21 protein-coding genes are annotated in these 20,398 nt (G+C 53.0%); 15 read left to right on the top strand and 6 right to left on the bottom strand.

Annotation, left to right across the window (positions count from 1 at the left end; translation table 11 throughout):
• Positions 1–24: 24 nt before the first annotated feature.
• From mnmA to IR195_RS05645, 7 genes are all read left to right on the top strand, one after another.
• Positions 25–1,167, top strand: coding sequence for a tRNA 2-thiouridine(34) synthase MnmA (gene mnmA, locus IR195_RS05675; RefSeq protein ID WP_206048998.1), 1,143 nt, complete (start codon positions 25–27; stop codon positions 1,165–1,167).
• Positions 1,164–1,802: a high frequency lysogenization protein HflD gene (gene hflD / locus IR195_RS05670; RefSeq protein WP_206048997.1), complete on the top strand. Its 639-nt coding sequence runs from the start codon at positions 1,164–1,166 to the stop codon at positions 1,800–1,802. The genes mnmA and hflD overlap by 4 nt, the downstream gene beginning before the upstream one ends.
• Positions 1,803–1,895: 93 nt before the next feature.
• On the top strand, positions 1,896–3,281 hold the full coding sequence (purB, locus tag IR195_RS05665; RefSeq protein ID WP_038482516.1) for an adenylosuccinate lyase: 1,386 nt from the start codon (positions 1,896–1,898) through the stop codon (positions 3,279–3,281).
• A gap of 55 nt (positions 3,282–3,336) precedes the next feature.
• The gene (locus IR195_RS05660) at positions 3,337–4,518 is read left to right on the top strand and encodes a cupin domain-containing protein (protein WP_146942556.1); all 1,182 of its coding nucleotides are present in this window, start codon (positions 3,337–3,339) and stop codon (positions 4,516–4,518) included.
• Positions 4,519–4,524: 6 nt separating this feature from the next.
• Positions 4,525–4,947, top strand: a complete 423-nt coding sequence (locus tag IR195_RS05655) for a GNAT family N-acetyltransferase (protein WP_125746556.1) — start codon at positions 4,525–4,527, stop codon at positions 4,945–4,947.
• A gap of 449 nt (positions 4,948–5,396) precedes the next feature.
• Positions 5,397–6,995 carry an isocitrate lyase gene (locus IR195_RS05650; RefSeq protein WP_125746554.1) on the top strand — a complete coding sequence of 533 codons (1,599 nt, stop codon included), beginning with the start codon at positions 5,397–5,399 and terminating at the stop codon, positions 6,993–6,995.
• A gap of 268 nt (positions 6,996–7,263) precedes the next feature.
• The gene (locus IR195_RS05645) at positions 7,264–7,731 is read left to right on the top strand and encodes an outer membrane lipoprotein (protein ID WP_125746552.1); all 468 of its coding nucleotides are present in this window, start codon (positions 7,264–7,266) and stop codon (positions 7,729–7,731) included.
• A 122-nt stretch (positions 7,732–7,853) separates the two neighbouring features.
• Here IR195_RS05645 and IR195_RS05640 read toward each other — a convergent pair whose 3' ends face one another.
• Positions 7,854–8,135 carry a hypothetical protein gene (locus IR195_RS05640; RefSeq protein ID WP_125746550.1) on the bottom strand — a complete coding sequence of 94 codons (282 nt, stop codon included), beginning with the start codon at positions 8,133–8,135 and terminating at the stop codon, positions 7,854–7,856.
• 179 nt (positions 8,136–8,314) lie between these two features.
• Here IR195_RS05640 and IR195_RS05635 point away from each other — a divergent pair, with 179 nt between their 5' ends.
• Positions 8,315–8,797 carry an FKBP-type peptidyl-prolyl cis-trans isomerase gene (locus IR195_RS05635; protein ID WP_125746549.1) on the top strand — a complete coding sequence of 161 codons (483 nt, stop codon included), beginning with the start codon at positions 8,315–8,317 and terminating at the stop codon, positions 8,795–8,797.
• Positions 8,798–8,858: 61 nt separating this feature from the next.
• Here IR195_RS05635 and nikR read toward each other — a convergent pair whose 3' ends face one another.
• Complete coding sequence (gene nikR, locus IR195_RS05630) at positions 8,859–9,260, bottom strand: nickel-responsive transcriptional regulator NikR (protein ID WP_125746547.1); 402 nt, start codon at positions 9,258–9,260, stop codon at positions 8,859–8,861.
• A gap of 106 nt (positions 9,261–9,366) precedes the next feature.
• On the opposite strand from nikR, the gene IR195_RS05625 reads away from it, so the two are divergent.
• Genes IR195_RS05625 through IR195_RS05605 form a run of 5 tightly spaced genes read left to right on the top strand, consistent with a single transcriptional unit; the run spans position 9,367 to position 14,219 of the window.
• On the top strand, positions 9,367–10,947 hold the full coding sequence (locus IR195_RS05625) for an ABC transporter substrate-binding protein (RefSeq protein WP_206048996.1): 1,581 nt from the start codon (positions 9,367–9,369) through the stop codon (positions 10,945–10,947).
• Positions 10,938–11,918, top strand: a complete 981-nt coding sequence (locus IR195_RS05620; RefSeq protein WP_241006800.1) for an ABC transporter permease — start codon at positions 10,938–10,940, stop codon at positions 11,916–11,918. Before IR195_RS05625 ends, IR195_RS05620 begins: the two co-directional genes overlap by 10 nt.
• On the top strand, positions 11,915–12,715 hold the full coding sequence (locus IR195_RS05615) for an ABC transporter permease (RefSeq protein ID WP_206048994.1): 801 nt from the start codon (positions 11,915–11,917) through the stop codon (positions 12,713–12,715). The genes IR195_RS05620 and IR195_RS05615 overlap by 4 nt, the downstream gene beginning before the upstream one ends.
• A gap of 15 nt (positions 12,716–12,730) precedes the next feature.
• Positions 12,731–13,585 carry an ATP-binding cassette domain-containing protein gene (locus IR195_RS05610; protein WP_206048993.1) on the top strand — a complete coding sequence of 285 codons (855 nt, stop codon included), beginning with the start codon at positions 12,731–12,733 and terminating at the stop codon, positions 13,583–13,585.
• On the top strand, positions 13,578–14,219 hold the full coding sequence (locus IR195_RS05605; RefSeq protein ID WP_206048992.1) for an ABC transporter ATP-binding protein: 642 nt from the start codon (positions 13,578–13,580) through the stop codon (positions 14,217–14,219). Before IR195_RS05610 ends, IR195_RS05605 begins: the two co-directional genes overlap by 8 nt.
• Here the strand turns inward: IR195_RS05605 and IR195_RS05600 are convergent.
• The 4 genes from IR195_RS05600 to IR195_RS05585 form a co-directional block, all read right to left on the bottom strand.
• Positions 14,176–15,363 carry an MFS transporter gene (locus IR195_RS05600; RefSeq protein ID WP_146942570.1) on the bottom strand — a complete coding sequence of 396 codons (1,188 nt, stop codon included), beginning with the start codon at positions 15,361–15,363 and terminating at the stop codon, positions 14,176–14,178. The two genes, IR195_RS05605 and IR195_RS05600, sit on opposite strands and share 44 nt — an antisense overlap.
• Positions 15,364–15,399: 36 nt before the next feature.
• Positions 15,400–16,038, bottom strand: coding sequence for a C40 family peptidase (locus IR195_RS05595; protein WP_125746534.1), 639 nt, complete (start codon positions 16,036–16,038; stop codon positions 15,400–15,402).
• A gap of 107 nt (positions 16,039–16,145) precedes the next feature.
• Positions 16,146–18,611 (bottom strand): DUF1266 domain-containing protein, encoded by a 2,466-nt coding sequence (locus tag IR195_RS05590; RefSeq protein ID WP_206048991.1) that lies wholly within the window; start codon positions 18,609–18,611, stop codon positions 16,146–16,148.
• A 261-nt stretch (positions 18,612–18,872) separates the two neighbouring features.
• Positions 18,873–19,118: a GlsB/YeaQ/YmgE family stress response membrane protein gene (locus IR195_RS05585; RefSeq protein ID WP_125746531.1), complete on the bottom strand. Its 246-nt coding sequence runs from the start codon at positions 19,116–19,118 to the stop codon at positions 18,873–18,875.
• A gap of 159 nt (positions 19,119–19,277) precedes the next feature.
• Between IR195_RS05585 and IR195_RS05580 the strand changes: the two genes are divergently transcribed.
• On the top strand, positions 19,278–20,147 hold the full coding sequence (locus tag IR195_RS05580; protein ID WP_206048990.1) for a D-hexose-6-phosphate mutarotase: 870 nt from the start codon (positions 19,278–19,280) through the stop codon (positions 20,145–20,147).
• A 60-nt stretch (positions 20,148–20,207) separates the two neighbouring features.
• Positions 20,208–20,396 (top strand): hypothetical protein, encoded by a 189-nt coding sequence (locus tag IR195_RS05575; protein WP_125746527.1) that lies wholly within the window; start codon positions 20,208–20,210, stop codon positions 20,394–20,396.
• The last annotated feature ends 2 nt before the right edge of the window (positions 20,397–20,398 follow it).

Below are 20,398 nucleotides of genomic sequence, written 5' to 3'. Positions count from 1 at the left end.
ACACCACTTCAACTGAGGATGCCAATGACATCCACCCATGGCACGTCTATTGCTGAAGCGCCCGAGACCCAAAAAGTAATCGTTGGCATGTCGGGCGGCGTTGACTCATCGGTTTCTGCTCTCCTTCTACTCCAACAAGGGTATGAGGTTGAGGGCCTGTTTATGAAGAATTGGGATGAGGACGACGGCACCGAATACTGCACGGCAAAAGAAGACCTCGCCGATGCAGAGGCCGTGTGTGAGAAGTTGGGTATCAAATTGCATACGGCCAATTTCGCCTCCGAGTATTGGGATAACGTCTTCGAGCATTTTTTAGCCGAATATAAAGCGGGTAGAACGCCCAATCCCGATATCTTGTGCAACAGGGAAATCAAATTTAAGGTCTTTCTAGACTACGCTGAAATGCTAGGCGCCGATAAAATCGCAACCGGGCATTATGTTCGCCAAGGGGTTCGCGGAGGACGCCCGCGCCTGCTAAAAGGTGTGGATAACAATAAAGATCAAAGCTATTTCCTACACGCGGTGCCTGAAGCAGCGATTGCGCGCACCCTGTTTCCGGTTGGAGAGCTGGAAAAGCCTGCCGTTAGAGCCCTGGCTGAACAGCACGATCTTATTACCGCCAAGAAAAAAGACTCGACGGGTATTTGCTTTATCGGCGAGCGCCGTTTCCGTGATTTTTTGCAGCAATATCTGCCCGCGCAACCTGGCAATATTGAAACGCCCGAAGGCGATGTCATTGGCAAGCATATGGGGCTGATGTACTACACCCTGGGGCAGCGCCAAGGGTTAGGTATTGGTGGTCTCGCCAACTATTCGGAAGACCCATGGTACGTAGCGGCCAAAGACCTTGAGCGCAATGTATTGATTGTCGTCCAAGGCAAGCATCACCACCTGCTGTTCACCAATGCATTGGCCACTGAAACCATGGACTGGGTGGCAGGAGAACCGCCTGCTGCGCAAGGCCGTTACACGGCCAAAACCCGCTATCGTCAAAGTGATTGCCCATGCGTAATCCATGCGCTGCCCGACGGCACTGTTGAGGTGGTGTTTGATGATCCGCAGTGGGCGGTCACACCTGGCCAGTCATTAGTACTTTATGATGGTGAAATCTGCTTAGGCGGCGGCGTTATTCGCGCCACTTGGAATACCACGGAGGCCGCTGCATGAGCGCTACCCCTATTCGTCGCGCGCCGGAGTCTCAAGCCGCTCGCCAAGCACTGGCACTGGCCGGCGTTTTTCAATCCGCTAGTTTGGTAGACGAACTCGCGCGCACTGGACAAGTAGATCCTCGCGCCTGGGAAACACTTATCAATGCAACCGTGGACACCAACCCGGAAAGCTTTGAAGCTATTTATGGCGGCCACCCCAACAATTTACGCCGCGGATTAGAAACACTCGAAGCCCTTGTTGGCCGCAAACAAGCCAACCCTGTGGTTCTTCGCTACGGTTTTTCGCTACTACTGTTAATGAACAAACTGCGCACTGACCGCCATATGATGGATTTACTTGGTCAAAAGCTGTCCCACGTACAGGGGCAGGCAGAGCACTTTGGCAGCACTCATGAAAATGTGATTGCAAGCCTGGGTGATGCCTACCAAGAAACCATTTCGACGTTCAAAACCCGCATCGTGGTTCAGGGCGATCCCTCTTTACTGCAGACTCGCATGATGCCCGAGCGGGTGCGCGCCTGTTTGATGGCGGGCATACGTTTTGCGCTGCTATGGCACCAACAAGGCGGCCGTCGCTGGAAGCTTGTCTTCCAGCGTAAAGCGTTGAGGCGCGCGCTTGATAGCCTTGGCTAACGCGCCCAAAGATCATCTAGGCACTTCGCGCCATTTCTTTTCGGCATATTGCTGTTCGAACCATTGACTTCAGACCACCTTGGAAACCAAGCCATGCAACTCTCTGCTTTGACCGCCCTCTCCCCCGTTGACGGACGTTACGGCGCAAAAGCCGCCGCACTACGGGAACACTTCAGCGAATTCGGTCTTATCCGTGCACGCGTGATTGTGGAAGTGCGCTGGCTGCAGCGCCTTGCTGACCACAGCCAAATTGTCGAAGTACCGCCGCTGTCAGTGGAAGCGACGGCTTTTCTTGAACAGTTAATTCGTGACTTTTCTGTCGAAGATGCCGAACGCATTAAAGAAATTGAGCGCACCACCAACCACGATGTCAAAGCGGTTGAGTATTTCTTAAAAGAGAAGATTGCAGGGCAACCCGAGCTCAACGCGGTCACTGAATTTATTCACTTCGCTTGCACCAGCGAAGACATCAACAACCTTTCCTACGGCGTTATGCTGGCAGATGGCCTAAAAGCCACTCTACCTACCTTGCATGAAGTCGCTGATGAGATTGCCAAACTGGCCATTGCCCATGCGGCTCAACCGATGCTTTCGCGCACTCATGGGCAAACCGCCAGCCCCACAACGTTAGGCAAAGAAATGGCCAACGTGGCCTACCGGCTTAAGCGCCAGCTCAAGCAAATCGAACGCGTTGAGATTCTGGGTAAAATTAACGGTGCTGTAGGTAACTATAATGCCCACCTGACAACCTACCCAGACATTGACTGGGAAGCCAACGCACGCACCTTTGTGGAAGGCTTAGGACTAAGCTTCAACCCCTACACCACACAAATTGAGCCCCACGACTACATTGCCGAGCTTTTCGATGCAGTTTGCCGCTTCAACACTATTTTGATCGACTTTGATCGTGACGTATGGGGCTATATTTCGCTGGGCTACTTTAAGCAGCGCACCGTCGAAGGCGAAATTGGCTCATCGACCATGCCACATAAAGTTAACCCAATTGACTTTGAAAACTCGGAAGGCAACCTTGGGTTGGCCAATGCCGTGCTTAATCACTTGGCCCAGAAACTACCGATTTCACGCTGGCAGCGCGACCTGACGGATTCCACAGTGTTGCGCAACTTAGGCGTTGGCTTGGCTTACGGCCTGATTGGCTATCACGCCAGTCTCAAAGGTATCAGCAAGCTTGAAGCAAATCCTGAGCGTCTCGCTGAAGACCTGGATAACAGCTGGGAAGTATTGGCTGAGCCAATTCAAACGGTCATGCGTCGCTACGGCATCGAAAAGCCCTACGAAAAGCTTAAAGAATTAACCCGCGGCAAACGTATTGACCAAGCAGGCTTTGCCGCTTTTATTGATACGCTAGAGCTACCCGAGTCGGTTAAAAATGAGCTGAAGGCCCTCTCTCCTGCCAGCTATATTGGTAATGCAAAGGCTCAAGCCGAAGCACTTAACCAGCGGCTTGCTGCACTCTAAACGACGCACTGCGCCCTTAGTCAGGCGCAGCGCTCATTTGAACTAGGATAACGCCATGAGCCAACACGATAAGCCACTCACATTGCTGGGCGATTTAACGCCCGAAGACTTCTTGGCCAATTACTGGCAGCAGAAGCCGCTGCTGATTCGTGGCGCTATCCCCGATTTTGTTAGCCCCATCGATCCCGATGAGCTAGCCGGGCTTGCCTGCGAACCCGGTGTAGAAGCGCGTCTTGTAGAAGAAAATGGGCCTGATGGTCCCTGGCAGGTTTCCCACGGTCCGTTTGACGACGCAACCTTTGAGCGGTTGCCGGAAGGCAACTGGAGCCTCCTGGTTCAAGCCGTCGATCACTACGTACCTTCTATCGCTGCATTAATGGATGAGTTTGATTTCCTTCCCCGCTGGCGGTTGGACGACATCATGGTCAGCTATGCACCACCCGGTGGCAGTGTCGGCCCGCATATCGACCAATACGATGTTTTCCTGTTACAGGCTAGCGGCCACCGGCGCTGGCAACTAGGCGGTAAGCAGCCAGACAACGCGCCCATTATCCAAGGTATCGATCTACGCATTCTCGAAACCTTTGAGATTGAAGCCGACTCTGACTGGACGTTATCACCGGGCGACATGCTGTATCTCCCTCCCGGCTGGGCGCACCACGGCGTTAGCCAAACCGACGACTGCATGACTATCTCAGTAGGGTTTAGGGCACCATCAGCGGATGAAGCCATCACATCCTACGCCGACTATCTCGGAGAGCAGCTTGCTGACTCCCACCGCTACAGCGATGCAGGCATGTCTCCTGCAAGCCAAGTGGGTGAACTCGATGATGCGGCCGTCGAACGTATGCGCCAATTTGTACTTTCCACTTTGGATAACCCTGAACAAATAGCCCAATGGTTTGGTCGCGTCATGACCCAACCGAAATATATTGACCAAGTAGCGCCTCTTGAAGTGCCCATGACGGAAGCTGACCTTGTTGCGCAACTACAACACGGTGAACCACTGTTTCATATGCCCGGTTCCCGCGTTGCTTGGCGAAGCGATGCCAACGGTACCACGCTCTTTGTCGATGGCGACGGACACTCCTGCTCAACCGAGCTAGCCAAGCGGCTTGCCGACCCATCGCCTATGTATGAAGACGTACTTGCCATTGATGGGGCAGCAGCGCTGATAACACAGTTAGTAAACACTGGAAGCCTAGGCTTTATGGGCGAAGAGGATGATGAGGAGTAGCTAGCGGTGTCGACGGCAACCATTATTAACGGTGATTGGAGTACGCTAAAGGATATAGCTTCCGAGATCCGCCGCGTGGTGTTTATCGAAGAGCAGTGCGTGCCTCATGAGGAGGAGTGGGATGGCCGTGACGAGGAGTGCAGCCACTTCATTGCCTACCTTGAGGATCAGCCAGTGGGGACTGCGCGACTGCTGCCCGACGGCCATATTGGGCGTGTCGCGGTACTCGATAGCGCGCGCGGCGCTGGCATTGGCTATCAACTTATGGAAACAGCCATCCAGGCGGCCCGAGAAGCAGGCCATGCCCATGTAGCGCTGAGCGCTCAACTGCACGCCCTCGCTTTTTACCAGCGCCTGGGATTTGTGGCGCATGGTGACACCTTCATGGATGCCGGAATACCTCACCGGGAGATGCTATTAACGCTGTAGTTTTGCTGTTCTCACTTCGCTTGTAATCAATCGATAAAAGCGCCACTAGCTATGTGGCGCTTTTTTTTGCTCCATTTTCAGCCCAGCTGACGAAAAACGACTACACAAACAGAGCATTTCAGCACGCTCCTGTAGTTGAACTACAACCCCTTCTGCCCCCAAGTGACAATTGTTGAAGCTGGCTTTCTCGTTGATAGTTATTGCACCGCAGCGTTATGGCGCAACATTGAAGGTAGCCAAATTGGAAACGCTGTAATCGACGTTTAAATAAGCATCTCCACAATGATGACTCTCCGATGCGACGTTTGACTAAGAGACGTTTTGCTCAGAGACAATTGGCGTAGAGACAGCGCGTTAAATTTCGATAATGCTGAACACATCTTCGCAGGTGCAGCATAAGAATAAGCTAACTTGCGAAATAGCTATCATGACCCCGGAGGAAACAGCTTATGTCAGGACTGCTCGACGATATCAAAGCAATGGCCCAACTGCGCGAAGCTCAAGGCGGCAAATGGGAAGCGATCAAACCTGAATACGCTGCACGCATGCGTGCTCAGAACCGCTTTCATACCGGTTTGGATATTGCGCGCTACACTGCAAAAATTATGCGTGACGATATGGCTGCCTACGACGCAGACACATCTAAGTACACGCAGTCTCTGGGGTGCTGGCACGGTTTTATTGGCCAACAAAAACTGATTTCCATTAAAAAGCACTTTGGTACGACTAAACGCAGTTACCTCTATCTGTCAGGCTGGATGGTAGCCGCCTTGCGCTCCGAGTTCGGCCCACTGCCCGATCAGTCGATGCATGAAAAAACATCGGTCGCTGATCTGATCGAAGAGCTGTACACCTTCCTGAAGCAGGCAGACGCCTGGGAACTTAACCACCTGTTCCGTGCTCTGGATGATGCTAAAGAAGCAGGCGACAGCGCTAAAGAGCAAGAGCTGATCAGCAAAATCGATAACTACGAGACGCATATCGTACCGATCATTGCCGATATCGATGCAGGTTTCGGTAACGCTGAAGCGACTTACCTGCTGGCCAAGAAGTTCATCCAAGCGGGTGCTTGCTGTATCCAGCTTGAAAACCAAGTTTCCGATGAGAAGCAGTGCGGCCACCAGGATGGTAAAGTTACCGTCCCCCACGAAGACTTCCTGGCAAAAATCAATGCAGTGCGTTATGCCTTCCTTGAACTCGGCATCGAAGATGGCGTTATCGTGGCGCGTACTGACTCGCTAGGCGCAGGCTTAACCCAGAAAATCGCAGTGACTAACGAACCTGGCGATCTCGGCGACCAGTACAACAGCTTCTTAGATGGCGATGTCATCGAAAATGCTAGCGACATCAATAATGGTGATGTGGTTATCAAGCAAAACGGTCAGCTGGTTAAGCCGAAGCGTTTAGCGTCAGGCCTCTATCAGTTCAAACCGGGCACTGGCGAAGACCGCGTTGTGCTTGACTGTATCACCAGCCTGCAAAACGGTGCGGACCTACTGTGGATTGAGACCGAGAAGCCACACGTCGGCCAAATTGCCAGCATGGTTAATCGTATCCGCGCCGTCGTGCCCGATGCCAAACTGGTTTACAACAACTCACCGTCATTTAACTGGACACTTAACTTCCGTCAGCAAGTATTTGATGCCTGGGAAAAAGAAGGCAAAGATGTTTCCGCTTACCAGCGCGACAAACTGATGGGTGTTGAATACGACAACACGGAACTTGGCCAACTAGCGGATGAGTGGACACGTAACTTCCAACGCGATGGTGCTCGTGAAGCCGGTATTTTCCACCACCTGATCACTCTGCCGACGTACCACACAGCGGCACTGTCGACTGATAACTTGGCTAAAGGCTACTTCGGAGATGAAGGCATGCTGGCCTACGTCGCAGGGGTACAGCGCCAGGAGATTCGTCAAGGCATTGCTACTGTCAAACACCAGGATATGGCTGGCTCTAATATTGGCGACGACCATAAAGAGTTCTTCCATGGTGACGCGGCACTTAAAGCGGGTGGCAAAGACAACACTATGAACCAATTCGGTTAATCATTTAATTAGCAATACCCAACAGGGAGCTTCGGCTCCCTGTTTTTTTATTGCACTCCCACCTCCCCAGCTGCTCAAACATTGTGTACGCTTTTACACATTGCTTTCTTAATACTTGTCTACACTTAAATTTGTGATCTTTCTTACTGATGGCTAGTCAAAACTAGCCGCTTAGGTTATCTTTAGCGAACGCTGTTCTATAACTAGCTTACGTATTACCACCGTTGGGCTTAGCAGCCATGCGGGTCAAGACACACTGGAGGTTTGAATGAAACGTTTACTACCTATTGCAGCATTAAGCATTCTTACGCTGGCAGGCTGCGCCAATACTGCACCTTACTCAGGTGATGTGTATCGTGGTAATCAAGCGCAAACAGGCCAAAGCGTGACCTATGGCACCATCGTGGCGATCCGTCCTGTACAAATCCAGGCAGACAGCCGTACGGGCAACCTGTTGGGCGGCGGCGGTGGTGCTGTCATTGGCGGACTGCTGGGCAGTCAAGTTGGCGGTGGCTCTGGTCGTCAACTAGCAACCGTTGCAGGCGCATTAGGTGGTGCAATTGCGGGTACCGCCGCGGAAGATCGCGCTAACCGTATCAGTGCGTTGGAAATGGAAATTCGTCGCGACGACGGCACAAATGTGATCGTGGTTCAAAGCGCTGACCGTCAATATCAAGCAGGCCAGCGTGTTCGCCTGATCGGTAGCGGCGCTAACTTAAGCGTAGCTCCGTACTAAGCTCGTATTACCAAACGCTTCCTAGCCAGTAACACAGGTAGCGCCGTAATAGAAAAATGCCCGACCAAGTAAACTTGGTCGGGCATTTTTGTCGCCTTCGCTAATGGCTAACAAAGCATAACTTAGTGAGCTACTTTATTACTCGCCCAGCCTGCCAGCTTTGCGATTACCAAACCAATAATGGTCAGCAGAATAACGACCAGAAGGATATCGACTGGACGAATCAGCGTTGTAGCACCCAACACGGCTAATGCTGCCACCCATAAATAGCGGTTGTCGCCATGTGTTTTTAATACCTCAGGCAGCATTTTATCCAACCCCTGGCTGACACTGCTATCCCAGCGTTTGTTCGCAAAGTAGGCAATTAGCACAAAGGCGATAACCCAAATCAAGAAGATTGTCATAACCAGCTCCAGTGAATGTTGTCTAAAGGGGGAAAAGAAGTTGTCGTAGGGTATCCCCGGTTACCCCGTGGCGCAATAGCGCCAAAGGAGTGGGAGGAGGAAAAAGCCTGCTTACCCCCTGACAAGCAAGCTTTCACGCGTTACCATGTTGGGACATGCACTCACCGAAAGGTTATTAAATGCAAATTGCGCAAAACTCGGTTGTCGCGTTCCACTACACCCTGACCAATGATGCAGGTGAAGTGCTAGACAGTTCCGAAGGCCGTGAGCCGCTGACGTATCTACACGGCGCTGGCAACATTATTCCAGGTCTGGAAAAAGAACTCGAAGGCCGTACCGAAGGCGATAAGCTGAACGTAAAAGTAACCCCAGAAGAGGGCTACGGCGAAGTTCAAGAACAGCTTATGCAAGAAGTACCTCGCGATGCGTTCCAAGGTGTTGAAAGCATTGAGCCGGGCATGCAGTTCCAAGCCCAAACTCAAGGTGGCCCGCTGATGGTTACTGTCAAGAAAGTTGAAGGTGATACTGTTGTCGTTGACGGCAACCACCCGCTGGCTGGCCAGCATCTTAACTTCGACGTTGAGATTGCCACCGTTCGTGAAGCGAGCCAGGAAGAAGTCGAGCACGGTCATGTGCACGGCGAAGGCGGCGTAGAGCACTAAGTTGCTTAACGCGTGCTTATGGGCGGCCTAGGGCCGCCCTTTTTAATGGACGCTTACCAGATTACTCCTCAGGGATAATCACTAACTGTCCATAGCGCACACTACGTGACGATGTCACTTCATCAGAGAACTGCTTCAAGGCACTACCCTGCCCTTTTAGTAGCGCCACTTCCAAGCAGCTATCATGATTAATATGCACATGAAGCGTCGATAGCGTTAGATCATGATGATCATGGAAGTGTCGGGTTAAGCGTTTCGATAAATCTCGCGCCGCATGATCGTACACATAGACGAGCGCGCCCATGCATGGCGCCTCAGGCGCGACCTCCTCTTTAGCCTGCTTTAATCCACTGCGTGTTAAATCGCGTATCGCCTCTGAGCGGTTTTGGTAGCCGCGCGCATGCATCAATGCATCGACCTCGCTCAGCAGTTCCTCGTCCAGCGTTACCGTTACCCGTTGCATATTCTCTCCTAAACTAACGCCGCAAGCGCGGTGCTGCCATGACTTCCAGACCTTAAAGTATGATGTTATTGTAAAAACATCATACTGCTGGTTTCTGGGATATCTTATGCGTCGTACTATCTTACTGGGTCTGGCGGCTACATGCGTCGCGTTTAGCACGCCGGCCTTCAGCAAAGAGCAATTGGTTTTGGCAATCGGCGGAGAACCCGAGCAAGGGTTCGATCCATTGCTTGGCTGGGGCCAGTACGGTAGTCCGCTTTTTCAATCAACGTTGCTAACCCGCGGACGTGAACTTACGCCAGAAGCCGGATTGGCTACCACGTGGACACTGTCAGAAGACCGACTCACTTGGATACTCACTCTGCGCGATGATGCCCGCTTTAGTGACGGCACACCGCTGACTGCCAAGGATGTTGCCTACACCTTTAATGCCGCAAAGCAAGCCGGTGGCCGAGCCGATTTAAGCGCACTGAACAAAGCCCGCGCCATCGATAATACGACCGTGGAACTGTCTTTAAACGCGCCGCGGATTACCTTCATCGATCAGTTAATGACGCTTGGTATCGTTCCAGACGCTAACAGAGAAAACGGTTATCGCGAAGGGTACGGTAGACAGCCGCTGGGCTCAGGCCCTTATCGACTCGTCGAATGGCAAGAGGGCGAGCAACTAATTGTTGAGCGGAACCCCTACTTCCATGGCCCTTTACCGGCCTTTGAGCGACTGGTGTTTGTATTTACTGGCGAAGAGGCTACGTTAAGCGCGGCCCATGCAGGGGAGCTCGACCTTGCCGCTGTGCCACCGGCACTCGCCACCAACTTGCCAAGCGATATGCAGCGCATCGTCATGGAAAGCGTCGATAATCGAGGTATTTTGTTTCCTATGCAGCCTGCTACGGGCGAGCAGTCTGCGTCTGGCGCGCCTATTGGTAACGATGTTACTGCCGATAGCGCGATACGCCGGGCGGTTAATCTTGCCCTTGATCGAAATACCCTCGTTGACGTCGCCCTTAATGGCTTTGGGCGCCCAGCATTTGGCCCTGCCGATGGGCTACCCTGGAGTCTGGATGACGAAGCCTTTACAGCGCCCGACATCGACCGTGCCAATGCGCTACTCGATGCAGCAGGCTGGGAGCGTCGTGCCGACGGGCTACGCTATAAAAACGACCAGCCCGCTCGTTTTCGCTTGACCTACCCTGCCAGCGACACCACTCGCCAACTGCTTGCTCAGGTAAGCGCCGAAATGGTACGTCCGCTGGGCATTGAGATGCAGCCGACAGGCCGTCACTGGGACGAAATACAGCGCGAAGCACTGCACCAAGACGCCATCGTCTTTGGTTTTGGCAGCCACAGCCCACAAGAAGTGTACTACCTATTTCATAGCCAGCACGCGGGGTTTGGCTTCTATAACAGTGGCTACTACTCAAACGCGACAGTGGATAGCCACCTAGAAGCCGCTCAAGCGGCGGCAGGGGCAGAAGAAGCTAACCGTCACTGGCAAGCCGCCCAGTGGGATGGCAACACGGGCTATGGCTTTAGGGGCGATACTAGCTGGGCATGGATGGTTAACCTAGCCCATGTATATGCAGCCAACACCTGCCTGGACCTTGGGGAATTAGGCATTGCGCCTCACGGCCACGGCTGGCCGATTACCGCCAACCTGCTTGAATGGCGCTGGACGTGCGATTGATTAAGATACTGGCAAGCCGTTTAATACGCCTTGCGTTGGTATTGCTGTGCGTCGCTATAGTGACGTTTGGGTTAGTCATGCTGTCGCCTATTGACCCTGTAGATGCCTATCTTGGCCCTCAAATGGCACAGGTAAGCCCCGAACAACGTGCTCTGATCGCTGAAAGGTGGGGCTTTGATGCCTCGCCTGCCGTTCAATTTGGTCATTGGCTGAGCCAATTGCTAAGTGGCGAGTTAGGCTGGAGCCACATCTACAATCAACCGGTTAGCGAAGTTATCAGTCAGCGTTTCCAACGCTCTTTTATCTTGCTGGGTAGCGCTTGGCTAATGTCGTTGCTTGTTGGCTTTGCGCTGGGCGTCATCGCCGGTGCGAAAGAAGGCTCACCATTCGACCGGCTGATTAGTGGCTACGCCTATGTCACCGCCTCAACACCTGCTTTTTGGCTTGGCATGCTGGCTGTACTAATGTTTTCCGTTTATCTCGGCTGGACCCCGACCTGCTGCGCTGGGCCGGTGGGCGTACTCAACCAAGACGTTAGCATGCTGACTCGATTGCACCACTTAGTACTACCCATGACGACACTGGCCCTGCTAGGCATCGCCACCATCACCCTTCACACCCGCGCGCGCATGATAGCGCTGATGAACTCCGACATCGCCCTTCACGCTTTTGCCCAAGGAGCCAGCCGATCAGATATCGCCTGGCGCCATGGCCTACGTCATGCCAGTCTCCCGGCACTAACACTCGCTTTTGCTTCGCTGGGAGAGCTGTTTGGCGGCTCAATATTAATCGAGCAGGTATTTGCCTACCCCGGCCTTGGACAAGCCACTGTTGAAGCAGGACTACGTAGTGATGTTCCGCTACTGCTTGGGATAGCGCTGTTTACCGCGCTGTTTGTCAGTGTCGGCAATCTGATCGCAGATAGCCTGTATCCACTTATCGACCCACGCATGGCACAGGAACAGCCATGAGAATGATCCAACCACGCTTAGCCGCCGCTGGCTATATTGGCCTTCTACTCATAGTGTTGGTTTTGCTGATAAGTAGCTCATGGTGGGCAGGCCCTAGCGCGGCGCCAATGCAGTTTGATGCGCGCCTTATGCCACCGAGCACCAGCCATTGGCTAGGCACCGATGCTTTGGGACGCGAGCTATGGGCGCGAACACTGGCTGGGTTAAGACTCAGCTTTTGGGTAGGGCTAAGCGCTGCGCTACTCGGCACACTCATTGCGTTAACGCTAGCGACGCTGGCGACACTTTCAACCACGTTAGATGCTCTCGTTAGTCTGCTGATTGACACGCTGCTAAGCGTACCGCACCTGATATTACTACTCCTATTGGCCTTTGCTTTAGGTGGTGGTACACAGGCAGTGATTATTGCCGTGGCACTTACCCATTGGCCAAGTTTAGCCAGGATACTAAGGGCGGAACTCTTTTCCCTACGCCATGCCCCCTACGTTGCTATTTCCCAGGCACTAGGAAAAAGCCGTGGTTTTATTTTAGTACGCCACTTACTCCCCCATTTAATTCCCCAATGTATTGTTGGCGCGCTATTGCTATTTCCTCACGCCATTCTGCATGAAGCCGCACTGACTTTTCTGGGCGTAGGGTTAGACCCAACCCAACCCGCTATCGGGGTATTACTCGCCGATGCTATGCGCTACTTAACCGGAGGCTTTTGGTGGTTAGGAGTATTCCCAGGCCTGGGATTACTGCTGATGGTGCTATCGATTGATCGTTTAGCGGTGCAATTGCGTCGCGCTCTATAACGGGAGGAAGCAAGCATGCTGGATATAGAGAATCTGACGCTGCAATTACCCTACTACCAGTACTGGTGGCGACGTGCGTGGACCACCTGCATTGATAACCTGTCGTTAAGCATACAACCCGGTGAAATACATGCTGTCATTGGTGCATCCGGCGCCGGAAAAAGCTTGCTAGCTTACACAATTATGGGATTGCTACCCGAAGGGGCAAAAACCAGTGGTCAGCTATTTTTTAAAGATGCGCCATTGACCGCTGAACGCCAGCGCCAGCTCAGAGGCCGCCAGCTGGGCCTCATTCCGCAATCACTTAATGCCCTAGACCCACTCGCCAGCAGTCAACGCCAAGTTAGTTGGGCGGCTCGCCGGGCAGGGCAAGGCAAAACCGTCGCTTGGTACAGCGCAGAGCGGGCACTCAATCATTATCAGCTCAGTCATCACGCTCAGCGGGCATACCCCCACCAGCTTTCAGGCGGTATGGCTCGGCGTGTTTTAGCCGCCATGGCCCAAATCGGCAACGCCAGCCTAATTATTGCCGACGAACCAAGCGTAGGTTTGGACCCTCAACAGCGCGACCGTGTATTGGCCTCTCTGAAGGCACTCGCGCTTGAAGGAAAGGCCGTCATGCTAATTACCCACGATTTGCGCCACGCGTTGCCCATCGCCGACCATGTAACGATACTGCGCCAGGGGAAGTGTATCGAAGCGACTCCTGCCACTGCCTTTCAAGGCAATGGAAAACAGCTTAAAAGCACCTATGCCTGCGCGCTATGGAATGCTCTGCCCGACAACACCTTTAGCGCTCAGGTGCCTGTTAACGAGCGCGGCCCCCATACTGATGCCGTTGACCTAGCTAAGGAGTCAACCCTTGCTTGAAGCACGAAAAATCACCTTTGGCTTCCGTTCTCAAGCACCACTATTAACGCAACTTTCGTTATCACTTGAGCGGGGAGAATGGCTGGGGCTAAGCGGTGACTCAGGGGCAGGCAAGTCTACGCTGGGAAAACTCTTGGCTGGCTTACTGCAGCCACAACAGGGGGAGATTTATGCCGATGATAAGCCACTCCCTTCCCGTGGACTGCGGCCGGTACAGTGGCTACCGCAATCACCGGAACTTGCCGTCAACCCACGTTGGCAAGTAAAGAACATACTCTGCGAAGCATGGTGCCCTTCCGCATCATTAATGCAGGACTTTGGCATCCAACCTGATTGGCTATCGCGGTTTCCAACCACCTTGTCTGGAGGAGAATTACAGCGGGTATGCGTATTGCGAGCGTTAGCCCCGGGGGTGCGCTACCTGATCGCTGATGAAATCTCGACCATGCTCGATCCTATCACCCAAGTGGAGCTATGGCAGGCAATAAGAAAGGTGGCTGATCGCCAGCAACTTGGCGTGTTAGTGATCAGTCATGACGCAGCACTGCTAGCGCGATTGTGCACTCGCCGCCTCCATTTACAAGGCACACTTAATGCCGTTCACGACGTTCGAAGCGCCTTAAACCAATGCTAATAATTAGCGTAACGCTAAGCAGCAGCCAAGATCCCAACGCGATGCCCTGCCACTGCGCCCAGCGCCAAAATGGCTCTAACCAGAATCCACCAACACTTGCCCCGAGGTAGTAAAATACCAAGTAAAGCGCTGAGGCACTGCCCCTAGCACCCTGTGCATAGCGACCCACCCAGCTAGAGGCCAAAGAGTGTGCTAAGAAAAACCCAAATGCGTTAATGGTGAGACCAACAATAATCAGCGGCAGAGCGTTGGCCAGCGTTACCGCCGTGCCTAGCATCAAAATTAAGATACCCACGCTCATACAGCTCGCGGGTGAAAAACGATCGGCTAATCGACCTGATAGCGTAGAACCCAGCGTCCCCCCCAGATACGTCAGGAAAATCAGCCCCAAGCTGCTAGCCGCTAACTGATACGGCTCACCCGCTAAACGGAACGTGATATAGCTGTACTGATTGATAAAAATAAGGAAGTTAATTCCGCCCAGGCAATAAGCGGCCAACAACACCGGCGTGCGTAGATGCCCGAGCAAATCACCGGCCGCTTGGCGAAATTTAAACCGCTTGGCTGTAAAGGCTCGACTATTAGGTAGCAGTCGCCAAAAAACCGCGCACCCGGCGACCGTCATGATTCCTACCGCTAAAAATGCCGCCGTGGGGCCGCCTATGGCCGCCGCGCCACCGCCTACAATTCGGCCACTAATACCGCCCAGTGAATTGGCGCCAATATACAAACCAACCGCACTGAGCAAAGCAGGCTTCTCAAACTCATCCCCCATCCATGCAATCGCAACGGCTGGCAACCCGCCCAGCACGAACCCTTGCAGTAAACGCAGCAATAATAAGCTTTCGAAGGTAGGTGCAAACGCCAATGCAAGGGAAAGGCCGCCAGCTAGTAGCAACGTAATGCGCATAATAGCCTCACGGCCAATCGCATCAGAAAGGGGGCCAAATACGAGTAGCGCGAAAGCCAGGGAAAGCGTGGAGGCGGACATCAAAAAACTAACACCTAAGGTAGATACTCCATAGGTGTCCTTAAGCCCGGGTAGCAGCGGTTGCGGGACATATAAATTGATAAAAACAAGGAACGACCCTAGACAAAGAGCCGCAGTCGCGCGCCACCAGGCGCGCGTTCTAGCCTCAATCATGTGATGTCCACACTATGCAAAACTGATCGCAGACATTTACGGCATATAGCGGTTACTTAGCTGGGCTAAGTTGGTCGGTTCTAGCGCGCGCCGAGCCTGCCAATAGTAGCGCTTCCAGTAGCTGTTATCCAAACGAGAAATCATTACGCCTTTGGAAGAGGACGCGTGTAAAAAACGGCCATCCCCTACATAAATGCCCACATGGTTGTATCGACCTGGAGGGCGGAAGAAGACCAGATCGCCCGCCTGTAGCTCTTGGCGGTCGATCGGGCGTCCCTCATGTACTTGATCATAGGTAGAGCGTGGCAATTCTAAATTAAACGTGTCACGAAACACATTTCTTACCAGAGCAGAGCAATCAATGCCTTGTTCCGAGGTACCGCCAATACGGTACGGCGTCCCAGCCCATCGCTGATGTTGTTCTAACAGCGCTTGGCGAATGATCGTAGGTGGCGGCGTCTGAAGGCTACGCAGTTGGCCAGTGGCGTTACTGACCGGGGACATTGCAAGGTTTTCACCTTCTGCCAATCCCGGCAGCGCCATTGAGAAATAATTCTCGGGAGGCTCCATGCCCTGGCGTGAGGCAGCGCCCGCACAACCAGTTAAAACAGCGACAACAGCACAAACACTTACAACACGGACAGCGGTCACAGCGGGGTGTGGCGACGCAACCATGCGATTAACCTCGTAACAATAAAAATATTTAATGGGAATGAGGTATGAAAAAACTCATTTTTTTCATACCCTGGACTATAAGCTAATTACCCTGTGCTTGGCGAGCTTCAATGTAATATTCGCTGATCGCCCGGTAATGTATCGATATGTAGCGGCGCAAAATGACGCGGTTTATTTCCAGGAAAATCAAGGCTTGCCCAAGGGCCAGCCAGTATAGGAGCGCCACACAACCATGCGACTAACGCCTGCCGAAACCCAGCCAGAAAGCTTTCTCGCTCTGGTGTTTCGCCCATAAAAAACGAAAAACCGGCGTACATTCCCGCGGCGTACTCTTGCCAGCCAGAATAGTGCTCAGCCGCCAGCTTATAAGCCCGGTCTAGCACGTCGGCAAATGCTTGTCGGTCTAACCAGCCAAGCTGGCGCGCAGCAATGGCAAGGTCGACTAATTGCGCAATGTCCCAGGCAGCCATATCTACATCGTTACAACCATCTTCATTACTTTGCACCCGGCGCAAGCGCAGCAGATGATGGCGTTCCTCCTCGGCACACTCCCCTGACTCGAGAATAGCGATTTCGGCATCCAAGCGATCAGGATTAAGTGTGTAGGGCGCATAGTTAATTTGGTACTCCTGACGATCCCCAGACTCGAGCATGAAGGTTAAAAATTCCTGCATGTCATCAGCACTGGTCAGATGATAATGGCTTTCTACCCATTCACGGATATCAGCACACTCTCTAGGGCTTTCCGGTTGAGGCTCACTCCACACGGCGCTATTAAGCGGCCCAACCAGCGACATAGCCGTAAAATGGCTGAGCGTTGGCCGCTCGCCAGGTTCGCACCACGCATCAGGGTGCCAATTCAACCAATGGAAAAGACTACCAGGGTCTTCTAAGTGCCAGGCAATTTCGTTAATCAGCGAGTCGTGCTCCGGCTCTGGTAAGCAGCTTTCCCAGGCAAACCATGCTTCAAGCAAACGCTTTGGTGTGGCATAAAAGCGACATAGGCAACTACGCAAAGCGCTGGCATAGGCCATCAGTGGTTCACGCTCAAATAGGCTGCTATCCAGCGCCATATGTAAGTAGAACGCGAACTTCTCTGCCATATGAATAGTGGCAGCATGACGGCTAACCCCTTTTACTGCATTACGTTGCTTTAGCTCATCAGGTGTAGGCTGACCAAACGGCGTCTGCGATGGCGGCATAACGCCATGAATGGCGTCGGCGGCAAGCTGATTAAGGTGATGCGCCTGGGCCGGTAGCCAATAGCGCACTAACGCTTGGTGTCCCTCATCAGCATGCAGGTCTAACGAATCCTGAAGATAGACCGCCGCATCGGCACGGCGCTGTTCTGCAATAGGCGCGGATGGATTCAACTGACGCAGCATCACATCAGGTTCTCGCACGCTGGCCAGGGCCAGCAACCAGTGATGGGAAGTATTTCTCCACTGTTTAATGCGTTCACGAGATGCGTTCAGCGTTAGCTCATCCAGCAGCGAGCTTAGCGGACACTGCCACGGACTATGGGGCGCCTGCGTCAGTAGCTTATGGCGTTTACTAGGCGTCATACCACGCCGATCGACCCCTTCAAACAAGCTTTGACCCCGCATATAGGCTTTCAACACCGCGTACCAATCATGGTAACGACGGTTAATCAAGTCAGCCGCATGCGCTGCCAAATCATCAGCCTCCGTTTGGCTTAACCAGCCACAACAAGCGCCCGCCCACGCCAGCTCAGCCAGACGTAGCCAGTCCCAAGCAGCCCACTCTAATGGCTCCCCTTGACTAACAAATGTGGCCAATACCGGTGCATAAGGAGCATCTGCAACCGCACCCCGCTGCCACTCTTGGCGCTGAGCATGGTCCATAGTGAGCAGTTCACGGGCTTCGATATCCCAGCTCTGCCGCTCCCCCTGGGCGCTTAGCCACAGCATCACTTCCAGCAGCTGATCACGGTCATGAATTTGCCAGATACGTGCTAACCATGCAGGGGCGTCTGGCCAGTCAGCAGCACTTGCTGGGTAACTGAGCATCGAGCGAAACAGCGCACATAGCCGCCACGGCTGGGCTGATGGCTCTTCTGACCATAGCGTTTGGGGTTCAGGCAATCGTGCCAGTGCTGCTTCCAGAACTTGCCAAGTGATGCCTTCGCCCTCACTCTCTAAATCCGCTAATGCCTGACAAGCGTCAATAAAGCGATCATCCGCACCGGTTTCCCACCCTTTCACACCAAGTGCTCGGCGCAGGTCGGAAAGCCAAGCGCGTAGGTCGCTGTAATCAGACGTAATACGACGGGTAATATGATGCGCCCACGTTTGCGCCTGAGATTGTGTCAGCCAACCTGCCGCGCCTGCTAACGCTGCCCACTCTAGCGCCCCCAGTAGTCGATCAGCTTCACCGGCCGGGGCATCCAGCGCAAAAAAGAGCTGATCAGCCAACTCGCCACGGTGCGCAATACCCAGCTGTAGCAGACGTTGCTCGGCCGCTCCCGCATCCACCGTCAGCGGATGCGGCGTAAAGGCCCAATCACACAGCACAAGCTGTTGAGCCCACCAGGCATTCAGTGCATCGGCCAAAAGACACCTCTAAGAAACAGGAAGCTATTAATGAAAATAAAAAAAGAGTGAGCCGCCTATACAATTAAGGCCGCTTAAAATAAAAAGAGACATCGTTATAACGACATCGCCAAAATGGCATTACTAAGGGGACATAGTGTAACGGAAAGTGGCGCGAAGGCCGATAGCGACGAAACGTTAAAACGCGGCAAAAAATGAGCGCCTAAACCAACACTGCCCGGCACAGGGCCGGGCAGTAAATAATGCATCAGGTTAGCTATGCTAAGCGCTTTTCACTTTACTGATTATCCATAACAACACGACTGCACCGACGATTGCGGTCACCAACGAACCAATAAAACCGCCTGCTTGCAAACCTAACAGGCTAAATAAAAACCCGCCAAGCAGTGCGCCAACAACACCGACACCAATATTGCCCAAAATACCAAAACCACCGCCACGCATGATGTTGCCAGCGATCCAGCCAGCCAAACCACCAATAATCAACCACGCAATAAAGCCGCCCATAGTGCCTCCTTGATGTTCACTTTCGTCAGGGTTTTACCTATAACATCTTAACTGCAACGTTTTATTCGCAGTGTTTTACGTATCACTGTTGCTTGTCCTACCATAGCACACGGCGCTACGGTCCTGCCCATTTGATCCCCTTCCTTACAAGGAAACCTTATGATTCCCGATTCTCTCAAGCAATTACTGTCCGATGTAGACGGCCACCAGCAGGTAACTTGGCAAGGGCGCGACATAGCGCTGTTCAAGATGGCTTGGGGAGAAATGGCAGTTAGCCTACAGGGCGCACAAGTGCTGCATTTTGAACCCACTGACGACACCGGCTGGCTTTGGGTTACCCCCACACCGCAGGCGCTTCCAGGTGCGATCCGTGGTGGCATCCCCCTATGTTGGCCCTGGTTTGGCGACGAACGCTATGCCGATGAAAGCCCTGACCGTAACGGCCCTTTTCACGGGCTTGCTCGTCACGCTCAATGGCGTTTAGACGCGATTGATGACCATGCTGAAGGTATTGAAGTGCACCTCTCTCCTATCGAGCGTCTACATAGTCAGCTAACCGCTCGCGTCGTCATTCAAGCGAATGCCCAGCGCTTAAACGTTGAATTAATTAGCGAAAACATTGGCGAAGCGCCGGTCAAGATCAGCGGTGCGCTACATACTTACTTAGCTGTTAGTGATGTACACCAGTGCCGTCTGGAAGGGTTGGCTGGCGCACGTTATTTAGACAAACTGCGCGGTTTTGGCGAAGACCAACAACAGGGCACGCTGGCTATTCGCGGCGCCGTCGACCGTATTTATCACACCAATGAAGCCGTATTGCTGAACGATGGGCAGCGTACGCTGCGTATTGCCAAACAATCCAGCGACTCCACCGTGGTGTGGCACCCAGATAGCGACTTGCCCAGTGATACGCCTGCCGACGCGGCACGTCACTTTTTTTGCGTTGAAGCTGCTAACACCCGCCTAGATCCTGTATGGCTAGTCCCCGGCGCACAACACTTATTAGGTACGACATTAAGCCGCGGTTAATCCTCGGTTCATCAATGCTTTGTTATCATCAAATTAGTTAATATTTTGAAGGGAGACCGAATGGATCCACAGCAATGGCTGGAGGCTGCCACGTTTGCCTTTAACCTAATCGGCATGGTGGTATGCTTAATTGGCTTAACACTTGCGCAAAAAATGCAGCGCCGCTGGCCAGGGTATAGCGTCGCTGTGATTGGGTTTATCATCGCCACCCTACCCATGCTTTCCCAGGTTGTACTAATAAGGAATTGATA

The sequence above is a fragment of the Vreelandella venusta genome, assembly GCF_015689495.1.
GTDB lineage: Bacteria > Pseudomonadota > Gammaproteobacteria > Pseudomonadales > Halomonadaceae > Vreelandella > Vreelandella venusta.
This window is presented reverse-complemented; position numbering and strand designations above follow the sequence as displayed.

What these genes read in the sequence shown, in the direction of transcription:
- mnmA (WP_206048998.1), top strand. Translation starts at nt 25, where the DNA reads ATGACATCCACCCATGGCACGTCTATTGCTGAAGCGCCCGAGACCCAA.
- hflD (WP_206048997.1), top strand. Translation starts at nt 1,164, where the DNA reads ATGAGCGCTACCCCTATTCGTCGCGCGCCGGAGTCTCAAGCCGCTCGC.
- purB (WP_038482516.1), top strand. Translation starts at nt 1,896, where the DNA reads ATGCAACTCTCTGCTTTGACCGCCCTCTCCCCCGTTGACGGACGTTAC.
- IR195_RS05660 (WP_146942556.1), top strand. Translation starts at nt 3,337, where the DNA reads ATGAGCCAACACGATAAGCCACTCACATTGCTGGGCGATTTAACGCCC.
- IR195_RS05650 (WP_125746554.1), top strand. Translation starts at nt 5,397, where the DNA reads ATGTCAGGACTGCTCGACGATATCAAAGCAATGGCCCAACTGCGCGAA.
- IR195_RS05645 (WP_125746552.1), top strand. Translation starts at nt 7,264, where the DNA reads ATGAAACGTTTACTACCTATTGCAGCATTAAGCATTCTTACGCTGGCA.
- IR195_RS05640 (WP_125746550.1), bottom strand. Translation starts at nt 8,135, where the DNA reads ATGACAATCTTCTTGATTTGGGTTATCGCCTTTGTGCTAATTGCCTAC.
- IR195_RS05635 (WP_125746549.1), top strand. Translation starts at nt 8,315, where the DNA reads ATGCAAATTGCGCAAAACTCGGTTGTCGCGTTCCACTACACCCTGACC.
- nikR (WP_125746547.1), bottom strand. Translation starts at nt 9,260, where the DNA reads ATGCAACGGGTAACGGTAACGCTGGACGAGGAACTGCTGAGCGAGGTC.
- IR195_RS05625 (WP_206048996.1), top strand. Translation starts at nt 9,367, where the DNA reads ATGCGTCGTACTATCTTACTGGGTCTGGCGGCTACATGCGTCGCGTTT.
- IR195_RS05615 (WP_206048994.1), top strand. Translation starts at nt 11,915, where the DNA reads ATGAGAATGATCCAACCACGCTTAGCCGCCGCTGGCTATATTGGCCTT.
- IR195_RS05610 (WP_206048993.1), top strand. Translation starts at nt 12,731, where the DNA reads ATGCTGGATATAGAGAATCTGACGCTGCAATTACCCTACTACCAGTAC.
- IR195_RS05600 (WP_146942570.1), bottom strand. Translation starts at nt 15,363, where the DNA reads ATGATTGAGGCTAGAACGCGCGCCTGGTGGCGCGCGACTGCGGCTCTT.
- IR195_RS05595 (WP_125746534.1), bottom strand. Translation starts at nt 16,038, where the DNA reads ATGGTTGCGTCGCCACACCCCGCTGTGACCGCTGTCCGTGTTGTAAGT.
- IR195_RS05585 (WP_125746531.1), bottom strand. Translation starts at nt 19,118, where the DNA reads ATGGGCGGCTTTATTGCGTGGTTGATTATTGGTGGTTTGGCTGGCTGG.
- IR195_RS05580 (WP_206048990.1), top strand. Translation starts at nt 19,278, where the DNA reads ATGATTCCCGATTCTCTCAAGCAATTACTGTCCGATGTAGACGGCCAC.
- IR195_RS05575 (WP_125746527.1), top strand. Translation starts at nt 20,208, where the DNA reads ATGGATCCACAGCAATGGCTGGAGGCTGCCACGTTTGCCTTTAACCTA.